The following is a 12,613-nucleotide window of genomic DNA, read 5'->3' as shown; positions in this document are numbered from 1 at the left end:
ACAGCTCGAAACTTTCAAGGGTTATAAGCGGTTTTTATGATATGACTTTTATGCATACCCCCATGCCAAATGTACCTCTTGGCTTTTGTGGGAACAGGGATAAAGGAGCATTCCACAGAGACCTGCGGTGGCGCTTCTTCCACAAAAAAGTTGCCTCTGCGATTGAAATTTTGCTGATCGTGGAGATCAAAATGAGTTTGCCGGATATTGTTGGCTTGTTGGGTGCAGTTTTCTATCTTTCTGCTTATGCCCTGATTCAGCTACGTATTTACACGGTGGACGATGCCATCATCACCGTGCTCAATATTCTTGGCGGTGTAGCGCTGATTTATTCGCTCTCGTGGAACTTCAATCTGGGTTCCATCATCACGCAGGTGGCCTGGCTGGTATTTACTGTCGTTGGTTACGTACGGTTCCGTATGATGGCTCGTCGTCGTGCAGCTGTTATACCTGCCGAATAAATCTCATCATCTTTACGTGATTGCGTCCGTTCCATTGCTTGCAATCAGCCAGTCGGACACTTCACGCACGATTTTGCGCTGATGGCGGTCGGCTGGCCGCATCAGATAGAAGTAAGCGTCTGATCGCATCATATGATCGTGGACGGGTACGAGCGTGCCTGCTGCAAGCTGCTCTTTGATGAGCCAAGTCCAGCCAAGCGTGATGCCGATTCCTTGCGTGGCCGCTGCAACGCAGAGGCCATAATCGCCCAAGCGCCATTCCAGTGCGCCGGGAGGAGGGGAAAGCCGCGCATCCTGCCACCATTCAGGCCAACCTTGCCATTCGCGCATGGTGTCTTCGATTGAGAGCAGAACCGGCGCTTCCTGCTCCATGATGTTTGCCACGCCGGGGGCAGAAACCGGCACAACTTCTTCGCGCCCCAGTACGGTTAGATTCACACCAATCGGACGTTCCTTGCGATAGAACAGCGCCAGATCAAATTCATCGAGGCGCAAATGCGCCACATCGTCGGTCACGCGCAGCCGGATTTCGATGCCGGGAAGTTCCGCTTTCAGCATTCCAACACGCGACAAGAACCACTGGTCGGCAATGCCGCGCGAACAGGCAATGGTTATCTGTCGTGGGCCTGTCCAGGCACGTAGGCCGTCGGTGACTGCCGTCAAATCGCCGAGCAGGCGGCTGACATCTGAGGCATAGCTTTCACCCATTGTGGTGAGCTGAACGCCAACGGGGAGGCGGTTGAACAGCTTGGAGCCGATGAACGCTTCAAGTTTGCCAATCTGACGACTGACGGCGCTTTGGGTGAGGCCGAGCTCCAGACCCGCGCGCGAAAAGCTGCCAAGCCGTGCAGCGCTGTCGAAGACGACAAGCGCGTTGAGCGGCGGCATAGATTGGCGTCCAACTGCCATAAAAATTCTCCGCAAGAATGAGGCTGTTGTTAATGCGATCTGACGTCAGCTGCAAGATGGCTAAATGCGAGAAAATAAGCGATTTTTTGATTTCTTCCATTTTGGAAGAAGTTCATTTCGCGTTGGCTATCTAATCATTATCGGCGCTTTTCGGCATGGTCTGCCTCAAACATTCATCATCGGAAATGAGGTCTATCGTGATCGACAATCGTACTGCGCCTTATGCTATTTTTATTCTGCGTCTGGCACTCGGCATTCTCTTTCTCGCCCATGCTGGCTTGAAAATTTTCGTCTTCACACCTGCAGGAACGGCAGCATTTTTCGGATCGCTTGGTCTGCCTGGCTGGTTTGCCTACGTAACGATTCTCTGGGAAGTCGTCGGCGCTATCGCGCTGATTATCGGCATCTTTCCGCGCATTGCAGCTGTTGCTCTTATTCCAATCCTGCTCGGTGCGATTTTCACCGTTCACGGTGCAGCTGGCTTCTTTTTCACCAACGCCAATGGTGGTTGGGAGTTTCCGGCATTCTGGATCGTAGGGCTTATCGTCGTGGCATTGGGTGGCAATGGCGCCTATGCTGTGAAGCCGGGTGCATCTGCCTAAATAGCAGACATCGCCATTTGCTGGATATGCGGGGAGGGAACTCTCCGCAATTCTAACGACAATTTTCAAGGATTAAGCGCCATGCTTGTAGATGGTAAGTGGACAGAAGACTGGCAGCCAGTTCAAGCGAAAGATGAAAAGGGCGGTTTCGTGCGCCAGATTTCCGGCTTTCGAAACTGGATAACTCCCGACGGTAGCGCAGGTCCAACGGGTGAGGCGGGCTTCAAAGCAGAAGCAGGTCGCTACCATCTTTATGTCGCTTATATCTGCCCATGGGCGTCGCGCACCTTAATCGGCCGTAAGCTCAAAGGGCTGGAAGATGCAATTTCGATCTCGGTGGTCGAACCTGCTCTGACCAATCAGGGCTGGCGATTTGGCGACTATCCGGGTGCTGATCGTGATGGTCTCAATGGCGCCACTTATATGCACGAGATCTACACCAAAGCAGATCCACATTATACGGGCCGCGCTACAGTGCCTGTGCTGTGGGACAGGCAAAAACAGACCATCGTCAACAATGAGTCCGCTGACATTCTTCGGATGCTCAACTCAGGTTTTGGCGATCTTGCCAGCGCAGATTTCGATTTTTATCCGGAAGCATTGCGCTCAGAAATCGACGAGTTGAACGAGTATATTTATCCTCGGCTCAACAACGGCGTTTATCGCACGGGATTCGCCACAACGCAGATCGCCTATGAGGAAGCTTTCCGCGACGTATTTAAGGCGCTTGCTGTGCTTGAGGAAAAGCTCGATGGAAAAGGTCCATTCCTGTTTGGCGAGAGCCTGACGGAAACGGATATTCGGCTGTTTGTGACGCTCATACGCTTTGATGCTGCCTATTACGGCTTGTTCAAATGCAATCTCCGTCAGTTGAAGGATTATCCGGCGCTGAGTGGCTGGCTGTTGCGCGTTCTGAATATTCCGGGCGTGCGTGAAACGGTCAATATTGACCATATCAAGCGGGGATATTATTCGATCAAGGCGTTAAACCCCACAGGCATTGTTCCGGTTGGTCCAGATTTACCGGGGATTGCAAGCGTGCAAATCTGACGAGCAGCTTTGATTATTTCCATATTTTGGCTATTTTGCACAAAAGCAGTGTTAAAATAGCCAGTACGGAAACAATCAATGGATCGCCTTGATAGTGAGCGGATGTTTGTCGCGGTCCTTGATACGGGCAGTTTTTCAGCTGCTGCTCAAAGGCTTGGCACGAGCAGCGGGCAGGCGTCGAAACTCATTTCCAAGCTTGAAGCTGGTCTAGGTGTTCAGCTTATAAAGCGCACAACACGAGCGCTTTCGCCGACAGAGGTCGGCTACGCATATTATGAGCGTATCAAAGGTTTGGTGCAGGATTTTGATGCATTGGATGCATCTGTACGCAACGCATCCGGCGCGCCGAGCGGGCGTATAAGGCTGACGGCGCCCATGTCTTTCGGGACATTGCAGCTGACCCCAATCCTCTTGGAGTTTGCGAAAACATTTCCAGATATACAAATTGACGTTAGTTTCTCAGATCGCATCGTCAATCTGGTGGACGAGGGCTTCGATATCGGTGTTCGCATCGGCAAACCGCTTGATAGCAGTTTGATTGCGAGACGGCTCTGCGACGCGCGTGTGGTGTTGGTTGCAGCGCCTTCCTATGTTAGCGAGCAGGGCTTACCCACGCATCCGCGCGACCTGTCTGATCATAGCTGTATTATCGACACGAATTTCCGGGATCCTTTCATATGGCGATTCAAGCCTGCGCAGAATGGTGAGATCCAGTCAGCTGCCATCTCAGGACGTCTGCAGTTTTCCAACGGCGAAGCTTGTCTGGAGGCTGCTGCAGCTGGTCTGGGCATTGCGCATGTGCCCACATTCATCGCTGGGCCATCCATTCGTGATGGCCGTGTGCAGCAATTGCTCCGTGATTACGAAGATAAGCCGCTGGGCATCTACGCTGTTTATCCTCCAGCCAGGCATCTGGCGATCAAAGTGCGCGCATTGGTGGATTATCTGGTCGATCATCTGCACGGAGAGCCTGCCTGGGATCGTGGTTGGCTCTGAAGAGATGGAAAAGCTACCCCAACTGCATCATGCCGGCGGTGAGGGTATCTGATTAAGCTGCTTCCTGCAAAAGTTTAGCAAACACCTCTGCGGGTGTCTTAAATCCAAGACACTTGCGCGGGGTCGCATTGAGCTTATGGGCGAGGGCGGTTAACTGAGCCTGGCTGACCTGCGCCAGATCCGTATTGCTGGGTAAATACCGTCGGATGCGCTTGTTGATGTTCTCAATAGTGCCTTTTTGCCAGGGTGAATTTGGATCACAAAACCAGCTTCTTGCCCCCATTCCATCCTCCAAAGCCCTATAACCCATAAACTCGGAACCACGATCAAAGGTAAAACTGCGGCGTGCATGATAAGGCAGCGCTGCAAAGGCCTGAATGATTTTGTTCATGATAGGCTTTGAGTGCCGACTGCTGTTTTTAATGATGACGCAGTAACGACTTTTGCGTTCAACAAGTGTCATGACATTGGCTTCTCCGAGGTCACGATCAAAGATGATCAAATCACCCTCCCAATTGCCGAATTGCAGACGATTGCCAATAAAATCAGGACGTTGATGAATGCGAAACGCTTCTGGAATGCGGGAGCTGCGCGATCTTCTGGTGCCGCGTGGGCAGCGCTTTGTGCGCATCTCGGCCAGATGCTCATACAGCTTTAACCCATATTCTTCCTTTGAGTAAATGAAGCGATAGATCGTTTCTGCGCATAGACGTATCGCGCTCAGATCATGGCTAATCAGTCGGCCGCAGATCTGCTCTGGTGACCAGTGTGCTTCCAATTGTTCAATGACGAACTTGCGCAGCTCTGGGTAACGTCTGAGCTTGCGCAACCGCATTCTGCGGTCTTTGCTGATGTTGTCGGCAACAACACTATGATAGCCATTATAGTCTGGAATCTCGGCATCCCGAAAGCTGTTGCGCTTGATCTCGCGATAGATCGTCGAGCGATGACGGCCCATCAGCCGCGCAATATCGCCGAGAGGGAGTTTAAGCTGTTTCAGCTCAAATAACCGGCGACGTTCCGCCAAAGTGATCTGTGAGTAGCAATTCGACATCCAATTTCCTCCATGGCTAACCACATGAATTCATTGGCATGTTGCAGTTTAAAATAGAATGTACCAGAGCGCAAATGTGGATTGCATAACGTATGTTATGGAACAAACAAAAGAATGAAAAGCCAGCAACTTGTTGAGATGAAACATTTCTGCCCGCCCCAATATGATGCGGTGATGGTCACTCAAACCAAGTTCAAATGGCGCTTTCCTTTGCGTGTTTTCCACAACTCGAAAACTCTGGTGAAAATTTAAGCGAATCGGATGTCGTAGCCTGCATAAAAATGCTGGCAGCAGCTTATAAAAGTGCCGCAAAATATGGAGTTTTCTTGATTTTTCATCCTCTGAGATTGCATTCAAAAGCGCTTTAAAATCGCCATTGCGTACCAGTTTTTTGCCTTCTAAATTAGCTGCAGCGTAGTCAATCTGGTAACTAATTCAGTATCTTGAGAACTTCTCTTGCAAGAACCAATCTTATCCATAAGATGCACGCCATTTCAAAAATTACCTAGGAGGGGTTCATCGTGTTTCGCAAAACTCTACTGACAAGCGTGTGTCTTCTGACACTGATGGGAGCGGCATCGGCTGAGGTCGTTCTTAATCGCGGCAATGACACTGATCCGGCAACGCTCGATCATCATCGCACGTCCACCGTGTCTGAAGGCAACGTACTTCGCGATTTGTATGATGGCTTGACCATCCAGAACGCGAATGGTGAAGCCGTACCGGGTGTGGCGAAGTCATGGGATATTTCGGAAGACGGTTTGGTCTACACTTTCCATCTGCGCGATAACGCGAAATGGTCGAATGGCGATCCGGTAACTGCTGGTGATTTCAGCTTCGCTTTTCACCGTCTGATGGACCCTAAGACAGCTGCCGGCTATGCGAGCATGTTGTTTGTCATCAAGAACGCGGAAGACGTTGCTGGTGGTAAAAAGCCTGTCGATGAGCTGGGTGTTGAAGCTGTAGACGATCACACGCTGAAGGTGACGCTCAACTCCCCTGCTCCTTATTTCCTTGAACTTCTGACGCACCAGACCGGCTTCCCGCTGCATAAGAAGAGCGTTGAAGAAAATGGCGACAAGTTCACGACACCTGGGAAAATGGTGACGAACGGCGCTTACGAACTGGTCAGCTTCACGCCGAACGACAAAATCGTCATGAAGAAGAACCCGAACTACTATGAAGCCGATCAGGTCAAGATCGATACCATCAACTGGATTCCATTCGAAGACCGCGCCAGCTGCATGCGCCGTTTCGAGGCCAAGGAAGTTCAGGTCTGCTCGGACGTTCCAGCCGAACAGATGGATTATGTGAAGAAGAACCTCGCCAACGAATTCCGTATGGCACCTTATCTCGGGGTTTATTATCTGCCGGTCAAAGGCAAGACTGCTGACAGCAAGCTGAAAGATCCGCGCGTTCGTCAGGCTCTTTCCATGGCGATCGACCGTGATTTCATTGCCGATCAGGTCTGGCAGGGCACCATGCTCCCAGGTTATTCGCTGGTTCCTCCAGGTATCAACCACTACGTCAAGGATGCGCCTAAGCTCGACTATTCCGACGACATGTTGGATCGTGAAGACAAGGCCAAAGAGCTGTTGAAGGAAGCAGGCGTTGAGCCAAACACGCTTTCGATTGAGCTGCTCTACAACACATCTGAAAACAACAAGAACACGATGGCAGCAATTGCCGATCAGCTTGGAAATATCGGTGTGAAGGCAACGCTCAACGAAACCGAAGGCGCTACCTACTTCAACTTCCTGCGTGAAGACGGCCCGTTCGATATCGCACGCGCTGGCTGGATCGGCGATTACAACGATCCGCAGAACTTCCTCTACATTGCCCAGAGTGATGTCAGCTTCAATTATTCCAAGGTTAAAAACCCGGAATATGATGCGAAGATGGCTGAAGCAGCGAAGATCCTTGATCTGGATGCCCGCGCCAAGGTTCTGGCTGAAGCCGAGCAGCTCAAGCTCGATGACATGAGCAATATTCCTATCCTTTATTATTCCTCGCGCGCTCTTGTGTCTGACAAGATCGATGGCTGGAACGACAACCTTATGGACAGCCACAAAACCCGCTGGCTCTCGTTCAAACAATAAATTTTCAGTTCGGGCTGCGCCTTTGGGCGCGGCCCCTTTTTCTTTCGACCTGGGAGGGTCGGAGGGTCCCTCTTTTCATGGGACAGATATTTTTTAAGACTTATGGGAGTTTCACGATGGTTCGCGAAATTTTATTGGCAGGCGTTTGCCTGATTTCGCTTGGCAGCGCCGCGTCTGCTGCAATTGTGCTTAACCGTGGCAATGATATGGATCCTTCAACGCTGGATCAGCAGCTCACCACTACAGTTCAGGAAGACCGCGTTTTAAAAGATCTTTATGAGGGACTGGTGGCGCAGGATAGCCACGGCAGAGCAGTTCCCGGTGCGGCGACATCATGGGAAATTTCGCCCGATGGCCTCACCTATACTTTTCACATGCGCGACAATGCAAAATGGTCGAATGGCGATCCAGTAACGGCAGGCGATTTCGAGTTTTCATTTCGCCGCCTGATGGACCCTAAGACGGCTGCGGGCTACGCCAGTGTCTTTTATTCAATCAAAAACTCCGAGCAGATCGCGACTGGCCATATGTCCGTTGATCAGCTTGGCGTGAAGGCACTGGACGACAAAACGCTCCAGATCACGCTCAACGCCCCTACTCCATATTTCATTGAATTATTGACCCATAACACCGGATTTCCGGTCAATCCGAAAGCCGTAAAGGAATTCGGGTCAAAGTTTAGCCAGCCAGGCCATATGGTCAGCAATGGCGCTTATGAGCTTGTCAGTTTCAATCCGAACGACAAGATCGTTATGAAGAAAAATCCCTACTATTGGGATGCGGAGCATGTTCAGATTGATCAGGTAAACTGGATACCGTTTCAGGACCGCTCCAGCTGTATGCGCCGGTTTGAGGCGAAAGAAGTTGATATCTGCTCTGATGTTGCCGCTGAACAGATGGACTATGTGAAACAGAACCTCGGTAAATGGTTTCATCAGGCGCCGCTGCTGGGCATTTATTACATCGATATCAAAGGTGAGCCTTCCAGCAAGTTGCGCAACCCTCGTGTCAGACAAGCCATTGGAATGACGATTGATCGTGATTTTCTGGCACAGGAAGTCTGGCGCGGTACAATGCTCCCTGCCAGCTCGATGGTGCCTCCCGGCATCAATAATTACGTTAAAGACGGACCGCAGCTAAGCTACGCCAAAGAAGACATTCTTGATCGCGAAGACAAGGCAAAAAAGCTGTTGGCAGATGCCGGTTTCACACCTGGTAGTCTGTCGATAGTGCTGAGATATAGCACATCGGAAAATCACAAGAACACGATGGCGGCGATTGCCGACATGCTCAAGGATATTGGTATCAATGCCACGCTCGACGAAGTCGATGGCACGACCTATTTCAATTATCTTGAGCAAAAAGGCATGTTTGATATCGCACGCGATGGCTGGGTTGGGGATTACAATGATCCGAACTCGTTTCTGTCACTCTTCACGAGCGACAGCTACTTCAACTACGCGCAATGGTCGAACAAGGACTATGACGCGCTGATGATGAAATCAGCCATCACAGCAGATTTGGGTGAACGGGCGAAAATCCTCACCAATGCAGAGAAGATTTTGCTTCAAGACGGGGCTGCTATTCCTCTGCTCTACTATTCATCTACCGCATTGGTTGCTGACAAGGTCAAAGGCTACGACGACAACCTGATGAATTCGCACGCCACACACTGGCTGTCGATAAAAGGCTAAACAAAAACAGGAACGCCCTTAGTGGGATTTGCCGGGTCGCTTTTTTGAGCGTTCCGGCAAAGAAGGGAAATAAAAATGCTGGGCTACACGCTCCGACGATTGGGTAGTGCAATACCAACTATCTTTATCATCGTCACACTGACTTTCTTCCTTATCCGGCTTGCGCCGGGTGGTCCTTTCGACCTTGAGCGCCCGATTGATCCGCTGATCCTCGAAAACCTCAAGAAAGCCTACAATATGGATGCGCCGCTTTGGCAGCAGTATCTGATTTATCTGGGCAATCTGTTGCGCGGTGATCTTGGCCCAAGCTTCACGCGCCGCGACTTCACCGTCAATGACTTGTTCGCTTCCGGCCTTCCGGTTTCGATTATGCTTGGTGCGCTGGCCCTTAGTCTGGCTGCGATTATCGGAACATTTCTCGGTACAATCGCGGCACTGAAACAGAATTCTCCGATTGATTATTTCGTTGTAGCACTCGCCACTTTTGGCATTACCACACCGAATTTTGTTGTTGCTCCTCTTTTGAGCCTTCTTTTCGGCGTCATACTCGGATGGGTGCCGGCTGGTGGCTGGTCTTCGGCCAATATCCTTTACTGGATATTGCCGGTGCTGACTTTGGCGCTGCCGCAGGTTGGCGTTATTGCGCGCCTCGTGCGCGGCGCAACCATTGAAGCCTTGCGCGCCAATCATGTTCGGACGGCTCGCGCTTACGGCCTGCCCGCGCGCGTGGTCGTTGGCGTTCATGCTCTGCGTGCTGCCATGTTGCCGGCGGTTTCCTATCTGGGGCCGACAGCTGCTGCTCTCCTTACTGGCTCGGTTGTCGTTGAAACCATCTTCGGTATCCCCGGCATTGGCCGTTACTTCGTGCAAGGCGCGCTGAGCCGCGATTATACGATGGTGATGGGAACCGTTGTCGTCATTTCCGTTTTTGTCGTGGTGTTCAATCTCATCGTCGACCTTCTTTATGCATGGCTTGATCCGAGGGTTCGCTATGACTGATTTTACTGCAGCCGTTGAAACGGAAAAGCTTGGTTCAGTACAAAGCCGTTCACTCTGGCAGGACGCATGGCTGCGCCTGCGCAAGAACAAGGCAGCTGTAACAAGTGCTATCGTGCTGATCGTGCTTGCACTTGTCGGTATCTTCGGGCCGATGCTTAGCCCGCATCCCTATGACAAGATCTATCCGCAGTTTGTTCGCGTGGCTCCAAGTCTGGAAGCCTATCCGCGCGCTGACACGATCATGCCGGGACTGGAACGTGAATTGGCTCGTGCTCGCCTCACAGCATCAGCTGAGCCAGAACTGACCGGAAGCAATGTGGTCATTGACTTCACTGCGCAACGCCCGACCGATGAGCGCGTTCTTCGCTACTTCCAGCGCTCGGACCTGTTCAGTAATCCTAAGATCGAACTTGCTGCCGATGGTTTGAGTGGCAAGCTGACATTGAATGTCGCGCGCAACTATTTTGTGCTCGGTACAGATAATCTTGGCCGCGATCTCATGACCCGCATCTTCATCGGTGTGCGCATGTCGCTGGCAATCGGCTTGCTGGCTTCAGCCATGGCTCTGGTACTTGGCGTTGGCTATGGTGCTATTTCGGGTTATCTCGGTGGCCGTGCCGACAACATCATGATGCGGCTTGTTGATATTCTTTATTCCCTGCCCTTCATCTTTTTCGTCATATTGATGCTCGTCTTCTTCGGGAGGTCGATCTTCATCATCTTCATTGCCATTGGTGCAACCGAATGGCTGGATATGGCGCGCATCGTGCGTGGACAAACATTGAGCCTCAAGCGGCAGGAATTTGTGCAGGCGGCAGAAGCGCTCGGCGCAACCCGTCGCGGCGTCATCACCCGCCATATTATCCCGAATGCTTTGGGGCCGGTTATTGTCTTTGTGACGCTTCTGGTGCCAAAAGCCATTCTGCTTGAAAGCCTTCTTTCGTTCCTTGGTCTGGGCGTGCAGGATCCCCTCACCTCGCTCGGCCTCCTCATCTCGGAAGGCGCTCAGAACATGCGCGGCGCAAGCTGGCAATTGATCTGGCCTGCCGCAACCCTCACCATCATCCTGTTTGCGCTGAACTTCCTTGGCGACGGTCTGCGCGACAGTCTTGACCCGAAGGATCGCTGAGATGACAAAAGAAAATATTCTGAGCGTTCGCGATCTTCGCGTCACTTTCGACACGCATGACGGTCCCATTGATGCTGTGCGCGGCATCAATCTCGATGTCAAAGCTGGTGAAACAATCGCAATCGTAGGTGAGTCCGGTTCTGGCAAAAGCCAGACCACCATGGCGATGATGGGATTGCTGGCGCAAAACGGTAAAGCGACAGGACAGGCGCTTTATCGCGGTCAGGATCTTATCGGCATGTCCGATAAGGCGCTGAACAAAATCCGTGGTGCTAAGATCACCATGATCTTTCAGGAGCCGATGACATCGCTTGATCCACTTTATCGGATTGGCGATCAGCTGGCAGAACCCCTGCGCTATCACCGCGGATTGAGCAAGAAGCAGGCACGGCCACGTATTCTGGAACTGCTGAAGCTGGTCGGCATTCCTGAACCGGAACGCCGCATCGATAGCTACCCTTACGAGCTTTCAGGTGGTCAGCGCCAGCGCGTGATGATCGCCATGGCGCTGGCTAATGAGCCGGATATTCTCATTGCCGATGAGCCGACAACGGCTCTGGATGTCACCATTCAGGCGCAAATTCTCGACCTGCTGGCTGATCTTCAGCAGCGGCTGGGGATGGCGGTTGTGTTCATTACCCATGATCTTGGTATCGTTCGCCGCTTTGCCGACCGCGTCTATGTGATGCGTTCGGGTGAAGTGGTGGAAACCAACGAGACGGAAAAGCTTTTTACCGAGCCAGAGCATCCCTATACGAAGATGCTGCTTGATGCAGAGCCGGAAGGTGAAAAGCTGTCTCCGCCTGCAGAAGCGCCGGTCCTTATCCGTGCTGATAATGTGAAGGTGAACTTCCTTATCAATAAGCCCTGGCTTGGTGCCGCTACCTACATGACGGCGGTAAATGATGTTTCTCTGACCTTGAAGGAAGGCCAGACCATCGGGATTGTCGGTGAATCTGGGTCAGGTAAATCGACACTTGGCCGCGCGATCCTGCGCCTTCTTCCGTCAGAAGGTCGGATTGCTTATCTGGGCAAAGAGTTACCGACGGAATCGCAGGCCATGCGGCCCAAGCGCCGTGAGCTTCAGCTGGTGTTTCAGGATCCGTTCGGATCGCTTAGCCCGCGTATGACCGTCGGCCGGATCATCACCGAAGGTCTGCTTATCCATGAACCGAACCTTTCGGCAAAGGAACGGGATCGTCGCGCGCAGGAAGCGCTCCGCGAAGTCGGCATGGACCCGGCAATGCGTAATCGCTACCCGCACGAGTTCTCAGGTGGCCAGCGCCAGCGTATCGCCATCGCACGCACAATGATCCTGAAACCAAAGGTGATCGTGCTTGATGAGCCGACCAGTGCGCTGGATCGTTCCGTGCAGAAGCAGATTGTTACGCTCTTGCGTGATCTGCAGAAGGAACACGGGCTTTCCTATCTCTTCATCAGTCACGACATGGCGGTGGTACGTGCCGTGTCCGACTATGTGATTGTTATGAAGAACGGAAAGATCGTCGAGCAAGGCGATACAGAACAGGTTTTCGATAACCCCTATGAGGATTATACGAAGGCTCTCATGGCCGCAGCGCTGAGCGAAGAGCGGTTTGGTACAAACGACTAAATTAAATA

11 protein-coding genes are annotated in these 12,613 nt (G+C 51.9%); 9 read left to right on the top strand and 2 right to left on the bottom strand.

Translation table 11 applies throughout. From position 1 onward, the window contains the following. Positions 1 to 191: 191 nt before the first annotated feature. Positions 192 to 461 carry a CBU_0592 family membrane protein gene (locus ABWV94_RS16695; RefSeq protein WP_039860778.1) on the top strand — a complete coding sequence of 90 codons (270 nt, stop codon included), beginning with the start codon at positions 192 to 194 and terminating at the stop codon, positions 459 to 461. Positions 462 to 473: 12 nt separating this feature from the next. On the opposite strand, the gene ABWV94_RS16690 is transcribed toward ABWV94_RS16695, so the two are convergent. Then, positions 474 to 1,370, bottom strand: a complete 897-nt coding sequence (locus ABWV94_RS16690; protein ID WP_064321701.1) for a LysR substrate-binding domain-containing protein — start codon at positions 1,368 to 1,370, stop codon at positions 474 to 476. Positions 1,371 to 1,567: 197 nt separating this feature from the next. On the opposite strand from ABWV94_RS16690, the gene ABWV94_RS16685 reads away from it, so the two are divergent. From ABWV94_RS16685 to ABWV94_RS16675, 3 genes are all read left to right on the top strand, one after another. Beyond that, positions 1,568 to 1,972 carry a DoxX family protein gene (locus ABWV94_RS16685; RefSeq protein WP_007879092.1) on the top strand — a complete coding sequence of 135 codons (405 nt, stop codon included), beginning with the start codon at positions 1,568 to 1,570 and terminating at the stop codon, positions 1,970 to 1,972. An 81-nt stretch (positions 1,973 to 2,053) separates the two neighbouring features. After that, on the top strand, positions 2,054 to 3,022 hold the full coding sequence (locus tag ABWV94_RS16680; protein WP_353414489.1) for a glutathione S-transferase family protein: 969 nt from the start codon (positions 2,054 to 2,056) through the stop codon (positions 3,020 to 3,022). A gap of 78 nt (positions 3,023 to 3,100) precedes the next feature. Next, entirely contained in the window at positions 3,101 to 4,018 is a 918-nt protein-coding gene (locus ABWV94_RS16675) for a LysR family transcriptional regulator (protein ID WP_007879108.1), read from the top strand. Between the two features lie 52 nt (positions 4,019 to 4,070). Here the strand turns inward: ABWV94_RS16675 and ABWV94_RS16670 are convergent, their stop codons facing one another. Further along, positions 4,071 to 5,072 carry an IS30 family transposase gene (locus ABWV94_RS16670; protein WP_353414487.1) on the bottom strand — a complete coding sequence of 334 codons (1,002 nt, stop codon included), beginning with the start codon at positions 5,070 to 5,072 and terminating at the stop codon, positions 4,071 to 4,073. Positions 5,073 to 5,593: 521 nt separating this feature from the next. On the opposite strand from ABWV94_RS16670, the gene ABWV94_RS16665 reads away from it, so the two are divergent. From ABWV94_RS16665 to ABWV94_RS16645, 5 genes are all read left to right on the top strand, one after another. Further along, positions 5,594 to 7,171 (top strand): peptide ABC transporter substrate-binding protein, encoded by a 1,578-nt coding sequence (locus tag ABWV94_RS16665; protein WP_064321705.1) that lies wholly within the window; start codon positions 5,594 to 5,596, stop codon positions 7,169 to 7,171. 116 nt (positions 7,172 to 7,287) lie between these two features. Further along, complete coding sequence (locus ABWV94_RS16660) at positions 7,288 to 8,865, top strand: peptide ABC transporter substrate-binding protein (protein ID WP_353414485.1); 1,578 nt, start codon at positions 7,288 to 7,290, stop codon at positions 8,863 to 8,865. Between the two features lie 75 nt (positions 8,866 to 8,940). Next, a complete protein-coding gene (locus ABWV94_RS16655; protein ID WP_007879123.1) occupies positions 8,941 to 9,864 on the top strand; it encodes an ABC transporter permease in 924 nt (307 codons plus the stop codon). Next, positions 9,857 to 10,993, top strand: coding sequence for an ABC transporter permease (locus ABWV94_RS16650; protein WP_079213841.1), 1,137 nt, complete (start codon positions 9,857 to 9,859; stop codon positions 10,991 to 10,993). The genes ABWV94_RS16655 and ABWV94_RS16650 overlap by 8 nt, the downstream gene beginning before the upstream one ends. A gap of 1 nt (position 10,994) precedes the next feature. Further along, positions 10,995 to 12,605: an ABC transporter ATP-binding protein gene (locus tag ABWV94_RS16645; RefSeq protein WP_353414482.1), complete on the top strand. Its 1,611-nt coding sequence runs from the start codon at positions 10,995 to 10,997 to the stop codon at positions 12,603 to 12,605. Positions 12,606 to 12,613: the final 8 nt, after the last annotated feature.

It is taken from the genome of Brucella sp. NBRC 12953 (assembly GCF_040369775.1).
GTDB lineage: Bacteria > Pseudomonadota > Alphaproteobacteria > Rhizobiales > Rhizobiaceae > Brucella > Brucella pseudogrignonensis.
This window is presented reverse-complemented; position numbering and strand designations above follow the sequence as displayed.

What these genes read in the sequence shown, in the direction of transcription:
- ABWV94_RS16695 (WP_039860778.1), top strand. Translation starts at nt 192, where the DNA reads ATGAGTTTGCCGGATATTGTTGGCTTGTTGGGTGCAGTTTTCTATCTT.
- ABWV94_RS16690 (WP_064321701.1), bottom strand. Translation starts at nt 1,370, where the DNA reads ATGGCAGTTGGACGCCAATCTATGCCGCCGCTCAACGCGCTTGTCGTC.
- ABWV94_RS16680 (WP_353414489.1), top strand. Translation starts at nt 2,054, where the DNA reads ATGCTTGTAGATGGTAAGTGGACAGAAGACTGGCAGCCAGTTCAAGCG.
- ABWV94_RS16675 (WP_007879108.1), top strand. Translation starts at nt 3,101, where the DNA reads ATGGATCGCCTTGATAGTGAGCGGATGTTTGTCGCGGTCCTTGATACG.
- ABWV94_RS16670 (WP_353414487.1), bottom strand. Translation starts at nt 5,072, where the DNA reads ATGTCGAATTGCTACTCACAGATCACTTTGGCGGAACGTCGCCGGTTA.
- ABWV94_RS16660 (WP_353414485.1), top strand. Translation starts at nt 7,288, where the DNA reads ATGGTTCGCGAAATTTTATTGGCAGGCGTTTGCCTGATTTCGCTTGGC.
- ABWV94_RS16655 (WP_007879123.1), top strand. Translation starts at nt 8,941, where the DNA reads ATGCTGGGCTACACGCTCCGACGATTGGGTAGTGCAATACCAACTATC.
- ABWV94_RS16650 (WP_079213841.1), top strand. Translation starts at nt 9,857, where the DNA reads ATGACTGATTTTACTGCAGCCGTTGAAACGGAAAAGCTTGGTTCAGTA.
- ABWV94_RS16645 (WP_353414482.1), top strand. Translation starts at nt 10,995, where the DNA reads ATGACAAAAGAAAATATTCTGAGCGTTCGCGATCTTCGCGTCACTTTC.